Origin of the sequence: Micromonospora sp. DT231 (assembly GCF_049847025.1) — a bacterium.
Classification (GTDB): domain Bacteria; phylum Actinomycetota; class Actinomycetes; order Mycobacteriales; family Micromonosporaceae; genus Micromonospora.
The window spans coordinates 1-19,799 of sequence record NZ_JBNCNO010000008.1; the positions used below are offsets into that span (position 1 = coordinate 1).

Below are 19,799 nucleotides of genomic sequence, written 5' to 3' on the forward strand. Positions count from 1 at the left end.
GGTGCGGTGCGGTGCGGTGCGGTGCGGTGCGGTGCGGTGCGGTGCGGTGCGGTGCGGTGCGGTGCGGTGCGGTGCGGTGCGGAGCAGGGCACGCGCGGGGCGGGGCAGGGCACGCGCGGGGCGGGGCAGGGCACGCGCGGGGCGGGGCAGGGCACGCGCGAGGCGGGGCAGGGCACGCGCGGGGCAGGGCAGGGCACGCGCCGAGCGCGCAGGGCAGGGCACGCGCGGGCGCGGGGTAGGCGCAGGTTGCGGCGGCGGACGTTTGGGGCCGCTGGGGTGTTGGGGTGGGGGATAGTGAAAAGCCGACCGGAGGCCCCTCGGGGGACCTCCGGTCGACTATGTCGGTTAGCGGATTTAGTTCGCCATCAGATCGGCGCCACGCCAGCTGAAATCGGGCTCCGTTGCGAACCGCTCGGTGATCTTCACGAGATCCTCCGCGTACTTGTTCGCGTGGTGCCCGCAGAACACCAACTCGCTCCCACCCGTGAGAGTGATCCGGAGCTTCCCGGCAGCATTGCAGCGGTCGCACCGTTCATCGGCGGCTGGGGGAGCCGCCGTCACGGGCGGCGGCGTGAGGGTCGGGGTCATCGCCTTCCTCCTCTGGTCGTCACCGATGAACAATCTCTTCGGTCGTTGCTCACCTATGGTGCAACACCCTTACTAGGCACTGCCTTCCCTGTGTGCCCGCGGGGGACCGAGGTCACACCTGGCAGGGACAGTGTGCCGTGCACCCAGGGTGCCACGTCAACGATCACATTCGTGTATCGGGACGATCATCATGTGGCGTTGCACACCAGGTGGTCAAAACGACACGCTCGGTTGACGAAACCCGCTCAGTCCAGGTAATCCCGGAGGACCTGCGACCGGGACGGGTGACGCAGCTTGGACATCGTCTTGGACTCGATCTGCCGGATCCGCTCCCGGGTCACCCCGTAGACCTGGCCGATCTCGTCCAACGTCCGTGGCTGGCCGTCGGTCAGGCCGAAGCGCAGGCGCACCACACCCGCCTCACGCTCGGAGAGCGTCTGCAGCACCTGCTGGAGCTGGTCCTGCAGGAGCGAGAACGAGACCGCGTCGACCGCGACCACGGCCTCGGAATCCTCGATGAAGTCACCGAGCTGGCTGTCGCCCTCGTCGCCGATGGTCTGGTCCAGAGAGATGGGCTCCCGAGCGTACTGCTGGATCTCCAGCACCTTCTCGGGTGTGATGTCCATCTCCTTGGCCAACTCCTCCGGGGTGGGCTCGCGACCCAGATCCTGGAGCAGCTCGCGCTGTATGCGGCCGAGCTTGTTGATGACCTCGACCATGTGCACCGGGATGCGGATGGTGCGGGCCTGGTCGGCCATCGCGCGGGTGATCGCCTGCCGGATCCACCAGGTGGCGTACGTGGAGAACTTGTAGCCCTTGGTGTAGTCGAACTTCTCCACCGCCCGGATCAGGCCGAGGTTGCCCTCCTGGATCAGGTCGAGGAAGGCCATGCCGCGCCCGGTGTATCGCTTGGCCAGCGACACCACCAGTCGGAGGTTCGCCTCCAGGAGGTGGTTCTTGGCCCGCTCGCCGTCACGGGAGATCCAGCCCAGGTCACGGACCATGTCCCGGACGAGCTTCTCCTCGCCCTCGTCGGCGGCACGCAGCCGCTCGGCGGCGTAGAGCCCGGCCTCGATCCGCTTGGCCAGCTCCACCTCCTGCTCGGCGTTGAGCAGCGGAACCTTGCCGATCTGCTTCAGGTACGCGCGGACCGAGTCGGCCGAGGCGGTCAGCTCGGCGTCGCGCCGGGCCTGCTTGAGAGCCTCGGACTCCTCGTCGTCCCACTCGAAGTCGTTGTCGGTCGCCGAGGCGGCGGCGTCGGTCTCGGCGGCCTGGGCCAGCTCGGCCGGCTCCTCGACCACCACGTCCTCGATCGCGGCGGCCAGCTCCTCCGGGTCGATCTCGCCCTCGGCGCCCTCGCCCTTGGCCTTGCCGGCGGCCTTGGTCGGCTTGGCGCCGGCGGCCGCGGCAACCGTCGCCTTGGTGGCTCGGGTCGTCTTGGTCGCCTTCGCCGGAGCCGCCACGGCGGAGCCGGTGGCCTTGCTCGCGGCAACCTTGCGCGGGGACGGCGTCGACGGCGCGTCGTCGCCGGCCGGCGCCTGCTTCGGGGCCGGCGCGGCGGCCTTCTTGGTGGTCTTGGCGGTGGTGGCCCGGGACGCCGGCGTTGTCGACCGGGCCGCGGCGACCCGGCGGCGAGTGCTCGCCGAGCCGTCCACCACTACGGTCACTCCCGCCTCGGAGAGCGCTCGCAGAATCTTCTTGGCCTGGGCCGGAGTCACCTCGGCGGACTCGACGGTGCGCGCGAGCTGGGCCGACGTCAGCTGACCACCGGCGCTCTGCGCGTGGGCGATCAGGGTGTCGGTGAGCGAGCGAACGTCGGCGCCGGTCTGGCGGGGTTCTGTCACGAATGACCTTCCGGAGGCGAAGAGCGGGCACGGCCGGGTCGTCCGGCACAGCGTGGGGCAACCGGGCCGGGCGATGTGGTTGAGGGACCCTCGCGTCCCGGGCCGGCCGGTGGTCGGCGGTCCGTGTCACGTGGGCAGGGGTGAATTGTAACGCCGTCTGTGGCGATCATCCTGCGCCGCACTGCGTAACGACGGTGGGACCGCTGATTCGGCGCTGATCTGGACTTTGTAAGGATGATACCCGCGCGTGGCCCGGAACACCCCGGTCGTGCGGGAAGGGGACGTTGGGATGCACGGTTCGGCACCGTCACCTCGGGATCTGTTGGCGATCGCGCTCGACGTGGCGCGGGACGCGGCGGCCACCGCGTACCGCATGCGGGTCGAGGGGGTTTCCGTGGCCGCGACCAAGAGTACGGTCACCGACGTGGTCACCGCCGCCGACCGGGCGGTCGAACGGCAGGTGCTCGACGCGCTGAAGCGGGCGCGGCCGGACGACGCGGTGCTCGGCGAGGAGTACGGCAGCGGGGACACCGGGCCGGTCGCGCCGGGCGGGGTGCGGTGGATCGTCGACCCGATCGACGGCACGGTCAACTACCTGTACGGGCTGCCGTACAGCGCGGTGTCGCTGGCCGCCGAGGTGGACGGGGTGGTCGTCGCCGGCGTGGTGCGCAACGTGAGCACCGGCGAGGAGTGGACGGCCACGGCCGGCGGCGGCGCCTGGCGCGACGGGGTCCGGTTGCGCTGCTCCGCCGAGGTGGATCTCGGGCAGGCGCTTGTCGGCACCGGCTTCGGCTACGACGCCCGTCGTCGGGCACACCAGGCCCAGGTGGTGGCCGGGCTGATCGCGCACGTGCGGGACATCCGCCGGCTGGGCGCCGCCGCGCTGGACCTCTGCCTGGTCGCGGAGGGCCGGCTCGACGCGTACTTCGAGAAGGGCCTCGCGGCCTGGGATCTGGCGGCGGGTGGGCTGGTGGCCGCCGAGGCGGGCGTGCGGGTCGCCGGCCTGGCCGGTCGGCCGCCGGGGCCGGACCTGGTGGTCGCGGCCCCGCCGGCGCTCTTCCCGCCGTTGCACGACCGGCTCGCCGAGTTGGACGCCGCCGGCGGGCCCTGAGCGGTCGACCGGGCGGTGCGTGGCGCGGGTTACGCCGTCACTTGGCGGCCGGGGACGGGCAGGAGCCCGCGGGCGCCTTCGGCGGCCCCGAGTCGCCGAGGGACTGGTTGACCTCGGTCGTGGTGGCGAGCTGCTGGAAGTTGTTGCCCAGCACCACGTCCACGGTGTCGTCGGTGCGCTTCTCGTCGTAGTTCCGCTTGGCCTCGTTGAGGAAGTACGCCTCGAGCAGGTGCGCGGAACCGACGCCGTTCGGGCCGTAGCGCAGCACCGCGACGCCGTCGACCTGCTTCTTCTCGTCCCCGGTCTTGGTGACCTGGAACTGGCGGTTGCGGAATTCGTCGCTGACGGTGTGGGCGAGACCGGGCCGGTCCGTGGCGTTGAACACGTTGATCTTGACGTCCTTGCGCTCGCGCAGGGTCAGATCCGCCAGGGGCCAGCCGTCCGGGCAGCCCGCCGCGGTGCCCGCGTTGCCCTGGCTGTCGCGGACCACGGCCACCACGACGAAGACCAGGGCGATGATCGCCAGCAGGCCGACGACGACGAGTGCCCGCACGCGCGCAAAACTCATCAGAGCACTCCCCGGACTCCAGGTGGATGGTGACGGCCAGGAGCGATCGCTCAGGCCGCCGGCCGTCGAATACGCCGCTGAGGTTAACGGTTGTCCGGCCGTCGCGTGGAAACAGCCCGACATGCCGGCGCGCCGACCGCGGACCGGGTACTAATACCCCTATCTTCGTGTCGCCTGAATCACATTGGGAACAACTTCGCGTGCAGGGGCGTACATCTCAGCCGCAAGGGCGGTATACATGCCTCGCCCAAGGGGGGGTAAGGTTCCGCGCTCGCAGGGGAGTCGCCCCAGCGAGCTCGACCCGTTCGGTCCTCGGGTCGGGTGCCCGACACAAGTGGTGGCCGGCCAGCGGAACCGAAACAGCGTCGTCCGGCGTTACAACCGGAAGCGACAACATCGATATGGGAGAGTGAAACCGATGGCCACCGACTACGACGCCCCGCGTCGCGACGAGGTCGACCTCGGCGAGGACAGCCTGGAAGAGCTCAAAGCACGGCGCGTCGACTCACAGTCGGGCGCGGTGGACGTCGACGAGGCCGAGGTGGCCGAGAGCTTCGAGCTGCCCGGTGCCGATCTGGCCGACGAGGAGCTCACGGTCAAGGTGCTTCCGATGCAGCAGGACGAGTTCCGGTGCGCCCGCTGCTTCCTGGTCCACCACCGTAGCCAGCTGGCGGTCGAGCGTAACGGCGAGCTGATCTGCCGCGAGTGCGTCTGACAACCACGACACCAGCGGCGGCCTCCGGAACGGGGCCGCCGCTGCCGGTGTAGGCATGCGGCCGTGGTGGGTACCTGCTTGACTCGTAGCGGGTAGCCACAGCACCGGGAGGTCCGATGAGCGATCGAGGCGGCACCACCGACGGCGGCACCGGCAGCCCCGGCGCCACCGACGGCAGCCCCGGCGCCACCGACGGCAGCCCCGGCGCCACCGACGGCGGTACCGGCGACCTCCGTGCCACCGACGGCGGCACGGACGACCTCGGCGCCACCGTCGCGGCGTTGACCGCGGACGACATCGAGCCGGCCCGCCGCCGTCAACTGCTGACCCGGATGGTCGGGCAGGCCCGTGCCCGGGGCGTCTCCGACCTGTTCAAGCCCCGTGCCGCGATGCGCTGGATGGTCGACGCCGTCGCGGACGTCGCCCCGCACATCCCGGTGCGAGACCTGGACACCCTGCGTCAGCACTTCCCCGGCCTGGACGACGCCGCCCTGGCCGACCGGCTCGTGCGCAACGCGTCGCGGACCACCGCCGCGATCGGCGCGGCCGGTGGGGGAGTCGCCGCCGTCGAGTGGACGGTCGCCCCGACCCTGCTCTCCGCGCCGGTGCTGCTCGCCGCCGAGACCGTCGCCGTGGTGGCGGTGGAGCTGAAGCTGGTCGGTGAGCTGCACGAGCTCCACGGTGTCGCGCTACCGGCCGGTGGCAGCCAACGAGCCGTCGCCCTGGTGCACTCCTGGGCCACCCAGCGTGGGGTCAACCCGATGGTGCCCGGTGTGGGGGTGGGCGCGGTGCTCGGCACCGCCGCCCGCAAGGAACTGCGGGACATGCTGCTGCGGCGCTTCGGTCGCAACCTCACCACGCTCGGGCCGTTCCTGACCGGCGCCGCGGTGGCCAGCTTCCTCAACCGGCGGGCCACCCAGCAGATGGCCGAGCAGCTTCAGGTCGACCTGCGTCGGCGGGGCATCGCCCGGCCCGCGCCACCGCAGGCCCTGCCGGGCCCGCCGACGGGCACCTGAGCGGGCCGTGGCGTCGGATCAGCCCGGCTCCGCCGTCGTTTCGGACACCGTGAGCGCGTCCCGCGCGGTCAGCACCGCCTCGGCCAGCTCGACCGGGTGCCGCGTGCTGACCACCCAGAACGGGGTCGGGTCGGCCGGGTCGTCGAGCACCACCTGCACGGCACCGCCGATCCACGGTCGCTGCACGACGAAGGCGAGCGGGTCCGCGCCGACGCCCAGCACCTCACGGCGACCGGCGGTGTCCAGCGGGATCACGTCGGCCACGAAACGCACCGGCAGGTGGGCGTCGTCCACCCGCAGCTCCGAGTCGGCGACCCCGACCCGGATCCGACCCAGCCACCACAACCCGGCGGCGGTGAGCGGCAGCAGCACGGCGAACGGCAGCCAGGCGCGGACACCGGCGGCGCCCATCCAGATCTCGACTGCCAACAGCGCGGCGGCCACCAGCCCGGTCAACCACAGCCACCAGGGCAGATCCAGCCGTTCGGCGTACGCCGTGCGGGCGTCGACCGGTGACTGATCGGCGGACGGAGAGGGCGACATGCTCACTCCTGCGAGGGTACGGCGCACGGTGGCGCGGCGAACCGGCAGGATGGCAGGGTCACCCCGCGAACCGGAGGAGAGGGGACCCGTGACCGACGTCGTAGGAGTGCCTGTGCAGCTGCTCGACTCCGAGCTGCCGATGCCCACGTACGCCCATCCCGGCGACGCCGGGGCCGACCTGGTGGCGGCCGCGGACGTGGAGCTGCCGCCCGGTGGTCGTGCCCTGGTGCCCACCGGCGTGGCCATCGCGTTGCCGGAGGGGTATGTGGGTCTGGTCCACCCCCGGTCCGGCCTGGCGGCCAGGCTCGGCGTGACGGTGCTCAACGCGCCCGGTACGGTCGACGCCGGCTACCGGGGTGAGATCCTGGTCAACCTGATCAACCATGATCGGGATGTACCGGCGAAGATCTCCCGCGGCGACCGGATCGCGCAACTCGTGATCCAACAGGTCGCGCGGGCGAGGTTCGAGCCGGTGGTCGAGCTGTCCGCGTCCCGGCGCGGGACCGGCGGGCACGGGTCCACCGGTGGTCACGGCGGGCTGGTGCCGTCTCCGGCGGGCCAGGACCGGGTCGGGCAGCGGCCGGACGAGCCGGGCCGCGGGCAGACGGAAGAGGTGGCAGGGTGAGTGTGAACAGCGGAGGGCGGGCGCAGTGATCTTCTCCCGAAAGCGGGCCGATGCCGAACGGCACACCGCTGACGAGCGGGCCGTCGAGGTCCCGGACCAGGGTGAGGCGGCGCCGTCGCTGGTGCGCGGCCCGTACGACATCTCCGAGAGCTACGCCGACGTGCAGCGGCTCGATCTGGGCAGCCTGCACATCCCGGCGATCGCCGAGGTCGAGGTGCGGGTGCAGGCCGACCCGCAGGGCGTGATCCAGCAGGTCGTGCTGGTGCATGGCGACAACGCGCTCCAGCTGGGCGTCTTCGCCGCCCCCCGGTCCGAGGGGATCTGGGGCGAGGTGCGCGAGGAGATCCGCCAGTCGCTGCTCCGCGACGGTGCGAGCGCGCAGGAGGTCGACGGCGAGTACGGCCCGGAGCTGCACGCGCAGGTGCCCACCCCGGACGGCCCGACGAATCTGCGGTTCGTCGGCGTCGACGGGCCGCGCTGGATGGTCCGCGGCGTGTTCCAGGGGCCGGTGGCCAGCGACCCGGCCGCGGCCGGCCCGCTCGTCGAGTGCCTGGACGGCCTGGTGGTCGATCGCGGCCAGGAGGCCAAGCCGGTCCGCGAGCCGCTGCCGCTGCGGCTGCCCCGGGAGATCTCCGACCAGACCGACGCCGAGGCGGGGGACGCCGCCGCCGAGCCGCGCCAGGTCTGACCCGCGCCCACCGGCCCGCCGGAACCAGCCCCGTCGGCGTACGCTGGCGGCACGGTTCCGGCGCCGCCGGGGCCGGCCGGGGACGGCGAGCGTGGAGAGGGTGACGCGGAGGTCATGACGACCGACGAGGGCCGGGTGTCGCTGCGGCGCATCCTGCAACGGTTCACCGCCAGCGAGGCCGAGATCGACGCGCAGGAGCTGCGCCGGGAGAGCGCCCAGTGCGGCGGGATCCCCGCCCAGCAGTGCTCGCGGGGCCAGCTGGTCTCGGTCGCTGGTCGGCTGCGCACGGTGGTCTACACGCCGCGCACCAACCTGCCCACCCTGGAGGCCGACCTCTACGACGGCACCGACGTGGTCACCCTGGTCTGGTTGGGTCGTCGGCACATCGCCGGGATCGAGCCGGGCCGGCACCTGACCGCCCGGGGCCGGGTGGCGGTGCGCGACGATCGCAAGGTCATCTACAACCCCTATTACGAGCTGGACTCGCCGAAGTGACGGCGCTGCGGACGGAAGGCCGGCGATGACGACGGGACAGCACCGGGCGGCGCAGCCGGAGACCGGCCCACCGGACGAGGAGCCGCTGCCGACGATCGCCGAGCAGATGGCCGACCAGCTCGGCGGCTGGCGGGGGCTTGTCGAGTCCAGCATCCCGGTCGTCGTCTTCGTGCTCGCCAACGTCATCGGCGAGCTGCGGCCGGCGGTGATCGCCTCGGTCGCGATCGCGCTGTTGATCGCCGGGTTGCGGCTGGCCCAGCGCCGGCCGATCCGGCACGCCGTCAACGGCCTGTTCGGCGTCGGTATCGGCGCCGCCATCGCCTGGCGCACCGGCGACGAGCGCGACTTCTACCTCCCCGGGATCCTCTACGGCATCGGGTACGGCATCGCCCTGCTGATCTCGGCGGCCATCCGGCAGCCGCTGGTGGGCTGGATCTGGTCGGTGCTGGTCGCCAAGGGCCGCTCGGAGTGGCGGGGCGACCCGAAGCTGGTGCGGACCTTCACCCAGCTGACCGTGCTGTGGGGCGTGGTGTGGCTGGCCAAGGTGGGCGTGCAGGCCGGGCTCTACCTGGCTCACCAGGACACCGCGCTGGGCGTGGCCCGGCTGGCGCTGGGCTACCCGCCGTACGCGCTGCTGCTGCTGATCACGGTCTGGACGGTGCGCCGGGTCACCCGGGAGTCGCAGCCGACCCCGCTGCCCGGAGCCTGAGCGAGGGCCCGGCAACCGGGCCGCCGCGTTCGTCCGCTCAGCGTGACCCGCGGGTCCGCTCGACGCTGTCCGGCCCGAGGATCACCGCGCGGACCTGGTCCTCCACCTCGGCGGTGCAGACGAAGACCAGCTCGTCGCCGGCCTCGATCGGGTCGTCCGGGCTGGGCACCAGGACCCGCTTGCCACGCAGGATCGCCACCAGCGCGGAGTCGCGGGGCAGCGGCACGGCGTGGATCGGCTGACCGACATAGGGCGCGGTCGGCGGCAGGGTGATCTCGACCAGGTTCGCCTCGCCCTGCCGGAACGTCATCAGCCGGACCAGGTCGCCGACGGTGACGGCCTCCTCGACGAGCGCGGCCATCACCCGCGGCTTGCTCACCGCGACGTCCACGCCCCACTGCTCGGTGAACAGCCACTCGTTCTCGGCCCGGTTGACCCGGGCGACCACGCGAGGCACCGCGAACTCGGTCTTGGCCAGCAGCGACAGCACCAGGTTGGTCTTGTCGTCGCCGGTCGCCGCGACCACCACGTCGCACCCGGCGACGTTCGCCTCCTCCAGGCTGGTCAGCTCGCACGCGTCGGCCAGGACCCACTCGGCGTCCGGAACCCGGTCCGGGCGCAGCATCTTGGGCTGCCGTTCGATGAGCATCACCTGGTGGCCGTTGTCGATCAGCTCCTGGGCGATCGAACGACCCACGTTGCCCGCGCCCGCGATGGCGACCCGCATGGCTCACTGCCCCCCTTCCGGCGGCGTCGCCGCCACCGACGTGACAGTCGCCACGATGTCATCGCTGACCAGCATGAACACCTGGTCGCCTTCCTGCACGACGGTAGAGCCGGTGGCCAGCGTGCCGATGCCGAAGCGGATCAGATAGGCCACCCGAGCGCCGGTCGAGTCCTCCAGCCCGCGGACCGGACGACCGATCCAGTCCTTGTGCACCGGCACCTCGACGATCGACACGGTGCTCGTGGGGTCGCGGAAGATCTCCACGTTGCCCTCCGGCACCAGGTGCCGCAGCATCCGGTCGGCCGTCCAGCGCACGGTCGCCACGGTGGGGATGCCCAGCCGCTCGTAGACCTGCGCCCGGCGCTGGTCGTAGATGCGGGCGGCGACCCGCGACACGCCGAACGTCTCGCGGGCCAGCCGGGCCGAGATGATGTTGGAGTTGTCGCCGCTCGAGACCGCCGCGAAGGCGTCCGCGCGCTCGATGCCTGCCTGGCGCAGCACCTCGCCGTCGAAGCCGGCCCCGGTCACCGTGATTCCGGCGAAGTCGGGGCCGAGTCGGCGGAAGGCGTCGGCGTCCTGATCGATCACCGCCACCGAGTGCCCCCGGGATTCCAGGCTGTGGGCGAGGGTCGACCCGACCCGGCCACAACCCATGATCACGACGTGCACGCTGTCCCTCCCAAGGTGCGTACCACTCCGGCTGGGTGGCCTGACGAGTGCGAGCCTGCCACGTCCCGGTGCGAAGCGGGGACCGACCGTACCCCGTCGTGCCGAACAGCCACGCTCGCCCACCCCCGCGCTCCCACGGTGGTGGTCGTACTCTTGGCGTTCGTGGCCAGTCCCACCTCGCTGCTGAAGCGGCTTCTCCTCGGTCGACCGTTCCGGTCCGACCGACTTCAGCACACCCTGTTGCCGAAGCGCATCGCGCTGCCCGTGTTCGCCTCCGACGCGCTGTCCAGCGTCGCGTACGCGCCCGACGAGATCCTGCTGACCCTCTCCATCGCGGGCACCTCCGCGTACTTCTTCTCCCCGTGGATCGCCCTCGCGGTGGTCGTGGTGATGCTCACCGTGGTGGCGAGCTACCGGCAGAACGTGTACGCCTACCCCTCCGGCGGCGGCGACTACGAGGTGGCCACGGTCAACCTGGGTCCGAAGTTCGGGGTCGGGGTGGCCAGCGCGCTGCTTGTCGACTACGTGCTCACGGTGGCGGTGTCGGTCTCGTCCGGGGTGGCCAACCTCGGTTCGGTGGTGCCGTTCGTGGCCACCCACAAGGTTCTGATCGCGGTGATCGCGGTGGTCCTGCTGACCGCTGTCAACCTGCGCGGCCTGCGGGAGTCCGGCACCGCGTTCGCCATCCCCACCTACGGCTTCGTCATCGTGATGGGCGGGATGCTGCTCACCGGACTGTTCCGGGTCTTCGTGCTGGGCGACGACCTGCGGGCGCCCAGCGCCGACCTGGTCATCCAGGCCGAGCACAGCGTGACCGGGTTCGCGCTCGTCTTCCTGCTGCTGCGGACGTTCAGCTCGGGCGCCGCCGCGCTCACCGGTGTCGAGGCGATCTCCAACGGTGTGCCGGCGTTCAAGGCCCCGAAGAGCCGCAACGCCGCCACCACGCTGCTGCTGCTGGGTGCGATCGCGGTGAGTCTGCTGGTCGGGATCATCTGGCTGGCCCGGCTGACCCACCTGCAGTTCGTCGAGGACCCGGGGCTCCAGATCGTCGCCGGCCCCGACGGCTACGTGCAGAAGACGGTCACCACCCAGCTCGGCGAGACGGTCTTCGGCTCCGGGTCGATCCTGCTCTACGTGGTGGCCGGGATGACCGCGCTCATCCTCTTCCTGGCGGCGAACACCGCGTTCAACGGGTTCCCGGTGCTCGGCTCGATCCTCGCCCAGGACCGCTACCTGCCCCGCCAGTTCCACACCCGGGGTGACCGGCTGGCCTTCTCCAACGGCATCACCTTCCTGGCCCTGTTCGCGATCGTGCTGATCGTCGGCTTCCAGGCCGAGGTGACCCGGCTCATCCAGCTCTACATCGTCGGGGTCTTCGTCTCGTTCACGGTCTCCCAGGCCGGCATGATCCGGCACTGGAACCGGCGCCTGCGAACCGAGCGGGACCCGGAGGCGCGGCGCCGGATGCACCGTTCCCGGGCCATCAACACGTTCGGCATGGGCCTGACCGGCACCGTGCTGGTGATCGTGCTGATCACCAAGTTCCTGCTCGGCGCCTGGATCGCGATAGCCGCCATGGCGGTGATCTACCTGCTGATGCTGGCCATCCGCCGACACTACGACCGGGTGGCGGCCGAGCTGACCCCGCCGGACGAGGGCCGGGCCGTGCTGCCCGCTCGCAACCACGCGATCGTGCTGGTCAGCAAACTGCACCAGCCGACGCTGCGGGCCATCGCCTACGCCCGGGCCACCCGACCGGACACGCTGACCGCCGTGACCGTCAACGTGGACGACAAGGACACCCGGGACCTGCAGGCCGACTGGGAGCGGCGGGAGATGGCCATTCCGCTCACGGTGATCGACTCGCCGTACCGGGAGATCACCAGGCCGATCCTGGACTTCGTCGCCAACACCCGCCGCAAGTCGCCCCGGGACGTGGTCACCGTCTTCATCCCGGAGTACGTGGTGGGCCGCTGGTGGGAGAACCTGCTGCACAACCAGAGCGCCCTGCGCCTCAAGGGCCGGCTGCTCTTCGAACCGGGGGTGATGGTGGTCAGCGTGCCGTGGCAGCTCGCGTCGACGGCGAGCAAGAACCTGGACCGGCTGGACGCGACGCTGTCCCGGACCCCGGCGCGCGGACCGCGGGGCACCGCGCCACCGCCGGAGGGCCTGCCGGTCGCCTCCGCCCCGGCGCCCGAGAGTCGCCCGATCGACGGCGGCCCGCTCGGGACCGACCGTGACTGAGCCCCGCGGGCGCCAGCCCGCGCTGTCGCCGTCGTCGCCCTCGTCGGTGTCGTCGCCCGCGCCGTCCTCCTCGTCGTCGGTGCCGTCGGTGCCGTCGGTGCCGTCGGTGCCTGAGCGTGGTCTGGCCGAGGCGGAACGGGTCGAGCTGACCGTCGACGCGGTCGCCCCCGGCGGGCACTGCGTGGCCCGGGTGGACGGGCAGGTGGTCTTCGTCCGGCACGCGCTGCCCGGCGAACGGGTCGTCGTCGAGGTCACCGAGGTGCACCGGGGGTTCGTCCGGGCCGACGCGGTGACCGTGCTGGAAGCCTCGCCGGACCGGGTCGAGCCGCCCTGCCCGTACGCGAAGCCGGGTGCCTGCGGCGGCTGCGACCTGCAACACGTCGCCCCGGAGGCGCAACTGGCCTGGAAGACCGCAGTGGTCCGCGAACAGTTGATCCGCCTGGGTGGGCTGACCGACGCGCAGCTGGACCGGCTCGGCGTCCGGATCGAGGCGCTGCCCGGCGGGCTGCTGGGCTGGCGTTCCCGGGTCCGCTACGCGGTGGACGCCGCGGACCGGGCCGGCCTGCTCAAGCACCGTTCGCACGAGGTGGTGCCGATCGACCGCTGCCGGATCGCCCACCCGGCCATCCAGCAACTGCCGGTGCTCAGCGAGCGCTGGTCGGCCGCCGAGGCGGTGGAGACCGTCGCCAGCACCGGCGGGGACGTGACGGTCACCGCGACCCACTCCGGGGTGGGCACCCCGGTCAGTGGTCCGACCGAGGTCCGCGAGGTGGCCGCCGGCCGGGAGTGGACGCTGCCCGCGTCCGCTTTCTGGCAGGTGCACCCGGCCGCGGCGGACACCCTCGCCACGGCGGTGCTGGAGTTGCTGGACCCGCGGCCCGGCGAGACCGCGTGGGACCTCTACGGCGGCGCCGGGCTGTTCGCCGCGGCCCTCGCCAGCCGGGTCGGCGACGCCCGGATCACACTTGTCGAATCGAGCGCGGACGGGGTGGACGCGGCCCGCGCCAACCTGGCCGACCTGCCCCGGATCGAGGTGGTGGCCGCCCGGGTGGAGACCGCGCTCGCCCGCCGACGGATCACCGGCCCGGTCGACGTGGTGGTGCTCGACCCGCCGCGCTCGGGCGCGGGCGCCCAGGTGGTGCGGGACATCGCCGCCGCCGGCCCGCGTGCGGTCGCGTACGTGGCCTGTGACCCGGCGGCCTTCGCCCGGGACGTCCGCACCTTCACCGAGCTGGGTTGGCGGCTGGCGGCGCTGCGGGGCTTCGACCTGTTTCCCATGACGCAGCACGTCGAGCAGGTCGGGCTGCTGCTGCCCCCGGTCGGGGGCTGACCGGAGATCCTCGTCTCCGCCCCTCCGGCGACGGCCCGCGGATCCGGCTCTGACCAGGCGCTCAGTCGATCCGCGCGGCTCGGGCCACTCGGCCCGGGCTGCGGAGTGCCAAGCGGCCGATAGACTCTCCGGTCATGAGTGTTGAAGAGGACACGGCCAACCACGGCCGGTTGCTGGGGACGGTCCGCGGCCCGCAGGACGTCAAGCGGATGTCCGGTGAGGAACTGGACGTCCTCGCCGCCGAGATCCGGGACTTCCTGATCGCCAAGGTCTCCCGCACCGGCGGGCACGTCGGGCCCAACCTCGGTGTGGTCGAGCTGACGCTGGCCATGCATCGCGTCTTCGACTCCCCCCGCGACCGGCTCCTGTTCGACACCGGTCACCAGTCGTACGTGCACAAGATCCTCACCGGGCGTCAGGCCGGCTTCGACAAGCTCCGCCAGCGCGGTGGCCTCTCCGGCTATCCCAGCCAGGCCGAGAGCGAGCACGACCTCATCGAGAACTCGCACGCCTCGACCGCGCTCTCCTACGCCGACGGCCTGGCCAAGGCGTACGCGCTGCGGGGCGAGGCGCGCAGCGTCGTGGCCGTGGTCGGCGACGGCGCGCTGACCGGCGGCATGTGCTGGGAGGCGCTCAACAACATCGCCACCGCCGGCAACCCCCTGGTCATCGTGGTCAACGACAACGGCCGCTCGTACGCCCCGACCATCGGCGGGCTGGCCGACCACCTCTCGTCGCTGCGGCTCAACCCCGGCTACGAGAAGGTCCTCGACACGGTCAAGGACGCCCTCGGCTCCACGCCGCTCGTCGGCCGCCCGATGTACGAGGTGCTGCACGCGGTCAAGAAGGGCATCAAGGACGCGGTCGCCCCGCAGGCCATGTTCGAGGACCTCGGCATCAAGTACGTGGGCCCGGTGGACGGGCACGACGTGGTGGCGGTCGAGGCGGCGTTGCGCGCGGCGAAGAACTTCGGCGGCCCGGTGATCGTGCACGCCGTCACCCGCAAGGGCTACGGCTACCGCCCGGCCGAGGAGGACGAGGCGGACTGCCTGCACGGCCCGGGCAGCGCCTTCGACGTGGAGACCGGCGCGCTGCTGGCCGCCCCGTCGGTGAAGTGGACGCACGTCTTCGCCGACGAGCTGCTGGCCGTCGCCGACGAGCGCCCGGACGTGGTGGGCATCACCGCCGCGATGGCCGAGCCGACCGGCATCGCCAAGCTGGCCCGCAAGTACCCCGAGCGGGTGTACGACGTGGGCATCGCCGAGCAGCACGCCGCCACCTCGGCGGCCGGCCTGGCGCTCGGCGGGCTGCACCCGGTGGTCGCCGTCTACGCCACCTTCCTCAACCGCGCCTTCGACCAGGTCCTGCTGGACGTGGCGATGCACAAGCTGCCGGTGACGTTCGTGCTGGACCGGGCGGGCATCACCGGCCCGGACGGCCCCAGCCACTACGGCATCTGGGACATGTCCGTCTTCGGGGTGGTGCCCGGCCTGCGGATCGCCGCTCCCCGCGACGCCGCCACGCTGCGCGAGGAGCTGCGCGAGGCGCTCGCCGTCGACGACGGCCCGACCGTGGTGCGTTTCCCGACCGGCGCGGTCGCCGCGGACCTGCCGGCGCTGCATCGGGTCGGCCCGGTCGACGTGCTGGCCGAGTCGGCGCGTACCGACGTACTGCTGGTTGCCGTTGGCTCCTTCGGCCAGCTGGGCATGGAGGTCGCCGCCCGGGTCGCCGAGCAGGGCTACGGGGTCACCGTCGTCGACCCCCGCTGGGTGCGCCCGGTGCCGGCGGAGCTTGTCGACCTGGCCGCCCGCCACCGACTGGTGGTCAGCGTCGAGGACGGCGTCCGGGTCGGCGGGGTGGGCGACGCGCTCGGCCAGGCGATGCGCGACGCCGATGTCCGGGTGCCGCTCAAGGACCTGGGCGTACCGGCCGACTGGCACCCGCACGGCACCCGCGCGCAGATCCTCGCCGACCTGGGCCTGACCGCCCAGGACGTGGCCCGCGACGTTACCGGCTGGATCTCCGGCCTGGACGCCACCCCGGACCGCCTCACTCCCACCAGCAACGCCTCCGCGCAAAACTGACCCCCGCGACACCTTCGGCGGGCGGCCCCTCCGGGACCGCCCGCCGTCGCACGCTCCAACGACCCCGCGCCTGCCGTGCTGCCGTGCCTGCCCCGTGCCTGCCCCGTGCCGCGCCGATCTTGCACTTTCGGTTGTCGCAATGCGCTTTTCGCCACTGTTTGTCGCCGCAGAAAGTGCAAGATCGCGGGGGCCTCGGCGAGGCCGGGGTGGGGTGGGGTGGGGTGGGGTGGGTTAGTGGGGTTTTACTGAGCGGTAGTGGGTTTTGTCGGAGTTGGCGAGGCTGTAGGTCTGGGAGCGGGACGGGCTGGGGATGACCGCCAGGCCGGGGCGCTCGACCAGCAGCGGAGTGCCCGGGGGGACGGACAGGGAGCTGTCCCGGGTGGCCCGCCAGCTCAGCACCACGAGCGGCTGGCCGGGCACGGGCAGTTGGTACGCCTGTAACGGGGTGGCCCGGTCCGCGGGCGAGACGACGGGTGCGCCGCCGTCGGCCGGTCGGTAGATCACCGCGGTCATCGCGCCGGCGTCGGTATCCCAGCTGAGCTGCTGCAACTCCGCCGCCGCGCCACCGCCGAGGGCCACCTCGCCGAGCGAGCGGACCGTGAGTTTCGCCATCGGCCAGGACGTCGGCACCGAGCGGGGGGCGTCCCGGTCGCCGATCCGACGCGGGATGCTGCCGAACGGACCCCGGTCGCCGGCCAGCACACAGGTGTCCAGGCCGGTCAGCGCCCGCCGTCCCGTGCCGGACTCGTCCCGGACCAGGGGATAGCGCGGATCGACGGTGCCGGTGCCCAGGTCGAGCAGCCGGTCGGCGGCCCGCCCGCGGGGCAACGAATCGGTGGTTCGGAGGGTCGCGGTCACCGCGACGGCCGTGCAGGCCGGCACGTCGACAGGCGCGCTGAGGCCGTCCGCGACGGTCAACGTCCGATCCTGCGGCCCGACCAGGGTCTGCACCCGGGCGGAGAGCAGGTAGCGCCGGCCGCCGGCGGTCTGCACCGGCAGCACGTCGGAGTAGACGAGGTAGCCCGGGTCGGTGTACTCGGAGGCGCGGGTCACCGCGTACCGGTCGCCGTCGCGGGTGAGTTGCAGCAGCCAGGAGGCGCTCTCGCCGGGCACGTCGGCGGCCACGATCGCCATCGGGGCACCGTCGACCCGACCGGAGAAGAGGATGCCGGACGTGGGGAGGTGCGCACGGTCGTCGGACGGTGACCGCCAGTCACGAACCGCGTCGGTGACGGCGGCCGTCGCCGTGGCGTCCTTCGAGAGGTCACCGCGTGGCGGCCACACGGCCAGCGTGCCGTCCAGGCTGTCGTACCCGACCCGCAGGTCCTTCGGCTTCCGATCGGCGACCGGACCGCAGGCCGTGGTGACCAGCAGCGCACTCAGCAGGACGGCGAGCGTCCTGCCGTACCGACGGCCTGGAGTCACCTGGCCCGCCCCCGATCGCCTCGCCGTCGCTGTCGGAAAGCGCCATAGTACGAGATGTCCGGTGCCGGACCTCAGGTGGTCGTCGCCGGACCGACCACAGTGGACGTCACCGGGGCTTTAGTGCGTTTTGGTTGCTCCGGTAGACTCCGCCGACTGTGACGCCTGCCGAGTCCCGCGCCCTGCCCGCGCCGCACCCGGAGTCGGCAGCCGGCTCCGACGAGATGGTGAGCTATCGCACTCCGGCCGGCCTCTTCGTCGGCCCCGCCGCCCTGACCAGCACCTCCACCGCACCGGCCGAGACCCCGCGCACGACCGGCCCCACGCTCGCCGCCCCCGTCGAGGCCACCGCGCCCGCTCCGGCTGAGGCGGCAGGGCCCGCTCCGGCTGAGGCGGCAGGGTCGGCTCCGGCTGAGGCGGCAGGGTCGGCTCCGGCTGAGGCGGCAGGGTCGGCTCCGGCTGAGGCGGCAGGGTCGGCCCCGGCTAAGACGGCTCCGGCTGAGACGGCTCCGGCAGGGTCGGCTCCGGCTGAGGCCGCTGCGCCGGCTCCCGTTGACACGACTGTGCCGGCGGAGAGCGTCGTGCCGGCTTCGGCCGACGTGGCGGACGAGTCCGGGAAGGGCGCGGCGGCCGTACCGTCGCGGGCGTGGTGGCGTCGGTGGACGCGGCGGCGGCAGCACCTGGCGGTGGGCGGGTTGTTCCTGCTCGCCGCGGTCTGGGTGACCATCCGGATCTGGCTCGACCCCTCCGGCCGGGTGGCCTCGCTCTACACCGGTGACCCGGCCCAGGTGCAGTTCTTCCTGGCCCACTCGGTGCGCGTGGTGCTGCACGGCGAGTACCCGTTCTACACCGAGCAGTTCAACTACCCCGACGGCGTCAACCTGATGGCCAACACGGCCGTGCTGGCGTTGGGCATCCCGATGGTCCCGGTGACGCTGCTGTTCGGGCCGGCGGTCTCCTTCGTGCTGCTGGTGACGCTCGGCCTCGCCGGCACCGCCATGGCCTGGTACCTCATGCTCTCCCGCCACCTGGTGCGCACCCCGCTCGCGGCGGCGGCCGGCGGCTGGTTCTGCGGGTTCTCGCCCGCGATGCTCTCGCACGCCAGTTGGCACCCGAACATCATCAGCCAGTTCCTGCTGCCGTTCATCGTCTGGCGGGTGCTGGTGCTCACCCGCTCTACCCGGCCGGTCCGCGACGGCGCGCTGCTCGCCCTGCTGGTCACCGCGCAGGCGTTCATCAACGAGGAGATCCTGCTCTTCACGGCGCTGGCGTGCGGCGTCTTCCTGCTGGCGGTGCTCGTGCAGGAGCCCGCCCGCTGGCGGGCCGCGTGGCGACCGCTGGGCGCCGGTGTGGTGACCTGCGCGCTGCTGGCCGGGGCGCTGCTGGCGTACCCCCTGTACGTGCAGTTCGCCGGGCCGATGGCCTACCACGGGCTCAGCGACGCGGTGAAGGACTACGGCAACGACATCGCCGCCTTCTTCGCCCCGGGCTCGCCCACCCTCGGCGGCAACCAGCGCGCCAACATCAATCTCGCGCCGAACTACTCCGAGGAGAACGCCTTCTTCGGCTGGAGCCTGTCGCTGATCGCCATCGGCATCGTGGTCTGGCTGCGCCGGGAGCTGATCGTCCGGGCGCTCGCGGCGACGGGCCTGCTCTTCGCCGTGCTCTCGCTCGGCGAGCGGGTCTCGTGGTGGGATCGGGACGTGGTCACCGGGCCGTGGCAGATGCTCGTCCACCTGCCGCTGCTGGACGCGGTGGTGCCGACCCGGTTCGGTCTGATCACCAGCGTGGTGGTCGGTCTGCTGCTCGCGCTCGCCGTCGAACGGGCCTGGGTGTTGCGTCCTGCCGAGCGGCGTACCGTGCGGACGCTCACCGCGGCGGGCCTGGCGTTCGCCCTGCTGCCGATCGCCCCGATGCCGCTGCGGATGGTCTCCCGGCCGCCGGTGCCGCACTTCATCACCGCCGACCGTTGGCGGGCGTACGTCGGGCCGGACCAGACGCTGGTGCCGATCCCGGTGCCCAGCATGGGCAACACGCACGGCATGCGCTGGGCTGCGGCCACGAACCTCGACTTCAAGATCCCCGGCGGTTACTTCCTCGCCCCCCGCAACGGCAACACCGGTGACGCCGGCCGGTTCGGCGGCCGACCCAGCGGGGTGGGCCAGATGCTGGAGGAGGTGGCGACGACCGGTCGGATGCCGAAGCTGGACGACCGGCAGCGCCGTCGGTTCGCCGACGAGCTGCGGCACTGGCGGGCGGCGATCCTGGTGCTGCCGTTGCGGCAGCAGAACGCCGAGCCGCTGCGACGGACGGTCGAGGAGCTGGTCGGTCCGGGCCGTCAGGAGCTGGACGTCTGGGTGTGGGACGTGCGGGCGCTCACCGACCGTTCGGTCTGACGGCCGCCGGGGACGACGTCGGAGA

19 protein-coding genes are annotated in these 19,799 nt (G+C 72.4%); 11 read left to right on the forward strand and 8 right to left on the reverse strand.

Annotation, left to right across the window (positions count from 1 at the left end):
- The 3 genes from ACPXBU_RS20740 to ACPXBU_RS20750 all read right to left on the reverse strand — a co-directional run.
- On the reverse strand, positions 1 to 222 hold a 222-nt coding region (locus ACPXBU_RS20740; RefSeq protein WP_425759265.1), incomplete at its 3' end, for a hypothetical protein.
- Positions 223 to 354: 132 nt separating this feature from the next.
- A complete protein-coding gene (locus tag ACPXBU_RS20745) occupies positions 355 to 588 on the reverse strand; it encodes a DUF7455 domain-containing protein (RefSeq protein WP_030489368.1) in 234 nt (77 codons plus the stop codon).
- Positions 589 to 833: 245 nt separating this feature from the next.
- Positions 834 to 2,432, reverse strand: a complete 1,599-nt coding sequence (locus ACPXBU_RS20750; protein WP_425759266.1) for an RNA polymerase sigma factor — start codon at positions 2,430 to 2,432, stop codon at positions 834 to 836.
- Positions 2,433 to 2,721: 289 nt separating this feature from the next.
- Here ACPXBU_RS20750 and ACPXBU_RS20755 point away from each other — a divergent pair, with 289 nt between their 5' ends.
- Positions 2,722 to 3,543, forward strand: a complete 822-nt coding sequence (locus tag ACPXBU_RS20755) for an inositol monophosphatase family protein (RefSeq protein ID WP_393374968.1) — start codon at positions 2,722 to 2,724, stop codon at positions 3,541 to 3,543.
- Positions 3,544 to 3,580: 37 nt separating this feature from the next.
- Here the strand turns inward: ACPXBU_RS20755 and ACPXBU_RS20760 are convergent, their stop codons facing one another.
- Complete coding sequence (locus ACPXBU_RS20760; protein ID WP_425759481.1) at positions 3,581 to 4,096, reverse strand: LytR C-terminal domain-containing protein; 516 nt, start codon at positions 4,094 to 4,096, stop codon at positions 3,581 to 3,583.
- Between the two features lie 433 nt (positions 4,097 to 4,529).
- Here ACPXBU_RS20760 and ACPXBU_RS20765 point away from each other — a divergent pair, with 433 nt between their 5' ends.
- Positions 4,530 to 4,826 carry a DUF4193 domain-containing protein gene (locus ACPXBU_RS20765; RefSeq protein ID WP_007075406.1) on the forward strand — a complete coding sequence of 99 codons (297 nt, stop codon included), beginning with the start codon at positions 4,530 to 4,532 and terminating at the stop codon, positions 4,824 to 4,826.
- A 116-nt stretch (positions 4,827 to 4,942) separates the two neighbouring features.
- On the forward strand, positions 4,943 to 5,842 hold the full coding sequence (locus ACPXBU_RS20770; protein ID WP_425759267.1) for a hypothetical protein: 900 nt from the start codon (positions 4,943 to 4,945) through the stop codon (positions 5,840 to 5,842).
- Positions 5,843 to 5,860: 18 nt separating this feature from the next.
- Here ACPXBU_RS20770 and ACPXBU_RS20775 read toward each other — a convergent pair whose 3' ends face one another.
- Positions 5,861 to 6,391 carry a DUF3093 domain-containing protein gene (locus ACPXBU_RS20775; RefSeq protein WP_393374972.1) on the reverse strand — a complete coding sequence of 177 codons (531 nt, stop codon included), beginning with the start codon at positions 6,389 to 6,391 and terminating at the stop codon, positions 5,861 to 5,863.
- A gap of 82 nt (positions 6,392 to 6,473) precedes the next feature.
- Between ACPXBU_RS20775 and dut the strand changes: the two genes are divergently transcribed.
- The 4 genes from dut (at position 6,474) to ACPXBU_RS20795 (ending at position 8,902) form a co-directional block, all read left to right on the forward strand.
- Positions 6,474 to 7,010, forward strand: coding sequence for a dUTP diphosphatase (gene dut, locus ACPXBU_RS20780; RefSeq protein ID WP_425759268.1), 537 nt, complete (start codon positions 6,474 to 6,476; stop codon positions 7,008 to 7,010).
- Positions 7,011 to 7,035: 25 nt separating this feature from the next.
- Positions 7,036 to 7,698, forward strand: coding sequence for a DUF3710 domain-containing protein (locus ACPXBU_RS20785; RefSeq protein ID WP_393374976.1), 663 nt, complete (start codon positions 7,036 to 7,038; stop codon positions 7,696 to 7,698).
- Positions 7,699 to 7,812: 114 nt separating this feature from the next.
- On the forward strand, positions 7,813 to 8,193 hold the full coding sequence (locus tag ACPXBU_RS20790; RefSeq protein ID WP_357070298.1) for an OB-fold nucleic acid binding domain-containing protein: 381 nt from the start codon (positions 7,813 to 7,815) through the stop codon (positions 8,191 to 8,193).
- A gap of 25 nt (positions 8,194 to 8,218) precedes the next feature.
- Positions 8,219 to 8,902 carry a DUF3159 domain-containing protein gene (locus tag ACPXBU_RS20795; RefSeq protein ID WP_393374979.1) on the forward strand — a complete coding sequence of 228 codons (684 nt, stop codon included), beginning with the start codon at positions 8,219 to 8,221 and terminating at the stop codon, positions 8,900 to 8,902.
- A 37-nt stretch (positions 8,903 to 8,939) separates the two neighbouring features.
- On the opposite strand, the gene ACPXBU_RS20800 is transcribed toward ACPXBU_RS20795, so the two are convergent.
- Positions 8,940 to 9,629 (reverse strand): potassium channel family protein, encoded by a 690-nt coding sequence (locus tag ACPXBU_RS20800; RefSeq protein ID WP_393374981.1) that lies wholly within the window; start codon positions 9,627 to 9,629, stop codon positions 8,940 to 8,942.
- A 3-nt stretch (positions 9,630 to 9,632) separates the two neighbouring features.
- Entirely contained in the window at positions 9,633 to 10,298 is a 666-nt protein-coding gene (locus ACPXBU_RS20805) for a potassium channel family protein (protein WP_393374983.1), read from the reverse strand.
- Between the two features lie 162 nt (positions 10,299 to 10,460).
- On the opposite strand from ACPXBU_RS20805, the gene ACPXBU_RS20810 reads away from it, so the two are divergent.
- The 3 genes from ACPXBU_RS20810 (at position 10,461) to dxs (ending at position 15,956) form a co-directional block, all read left to right on the forward strand.
- Positions 10,461 to 12,542, forward strand: a complete 2,082-nt coding sequence (locus ACPXBU_RS20810) for an APC family permease (protein ID WP_425759269.1) — start codon at positions 10,461 to 10,463, stop codon at positions 12,540 to 12,542.
- Positions 12,543 to 12,648: 106 nt separating this feature from the next.
- Complete coding sequence (locus ACPXBU_RS20815) at positions 12,649 to 13,872, forward strand: class I SAM-dependent RNA methyltransferase (RefSeq protein ID WP_425759482.1); 1,224 nt, start codon at positions 12,649 to 12,651, stop codon at positions 13,870 to 13,872.
- Between the two features lie 134 nt (positions 13,873 to 14,006).
- Entirely contained in the window at positions 14,007 to 15,956 is a 1,950-nt protein-coding gene (dxs, locus tag ACPXBU_RS20820; RefSeq protein WP_425759270.1) for a 1-deoxy-D-xylulose-5-phosphate synthase, read from the forward strand.
- 231 nt (positions 15,957 to 16,187) lie between these two features.
- Here the strand turns inward: dxs and ACPXBU_RS20825 are convergent, their stop codons facing one another.
- A complete protein-coding gene (locus tag ACPXBU_RS20825) occupies positions 16,188 to 17,381 on the reverse strand; it encodes a hypothetical protein (protein WP_425759271.1) in 1,194 nt (397 codons plus the stop codon).
- A gap of 596 nt (positions 17,382 to 17,977) precedes the next feature.
- Between ACPXBU_RS20825 and ACPXBU_RS20830 the strand changes: the two genes are divergently transcribed.
- Positions 17,978 to 19,774: a hypothetical protein gene (locus tag ACPXBU_RS20830; RefSeq protein WP_425759483.1), complete on the forward strand. Its 1,797-nt coding sequence runs from the start codon at positions 17,978 to 17,980 to the stop codon at positions 19,772 to 19,774.
- The last annotated feature ends 25 nt before the right edge of the window (positions 19,775 to 19,799 follow it).

What these genes read in the sequence shown, in the direction of transcription:
- ACPXBU_RS20795 (WP_393374979.1), top strand. Translation starts at nt 8,219, where the DNA reads ATGACGACGGGACAGCACCGGGCGGCGCAGCCGGAGACCGGCCCACCG.
- dxs (WP_425759270.1), top strand. Translation starts at nt 14,007, where the DNA reads ATGAGTGTTGAAGAGGACACGGCCAACCACGGCCGGTTGCTGGGGACG.
- ACPXBU_RS20765 (WP_007075406.1), top strand. Translation starts at nt 4,530, where the DNA reads ATGGCCACCGACTACGACGCCCCGCGTCGCGACGAGGTCGACCTCGGC.
- ACPXBU_RS20755 (WP_393374968.1), top strand. Translation starts at nt 2,722, where the DNA reads ATGCACGGTTCGGCACCGTCACCTCGGGATCTGTTGGCGATCGCGCTC.
- ACPXBU_RS20800 (WP_393374981.1), bottom strand. Translation starts at nt 9,629, where the DNA reads ATGCGGGTCGCCATCGCGGGCGCGGGCAACGTGGGTCGTTCGATCGCC.
- ACPXBU_RS20745 (WP_030489368.1), bottom strand. Translation starts at nt 588, where the DNA reads ATGACCCCGACCCTCACGCCGCCGCCCGTGACGGCGGCTCCCCCAGCC.
- ACPXBU_RS20790 (WP_357070298.1), top strand. Translation starts at nt 7,813, where the DNA reads ATGACGACCGACGAGGGCCGGGTGTCGCTGCGGCGCATCCTGCAACGG.
- ACPXBU_RS20770 (WP_425759267.1), top strand. Translation starts at nt 4,943, where the DNA reads ATGAGCGATCGAGGCGGCACCACCGACGGCGGCACCGGCAGCCCCGGC.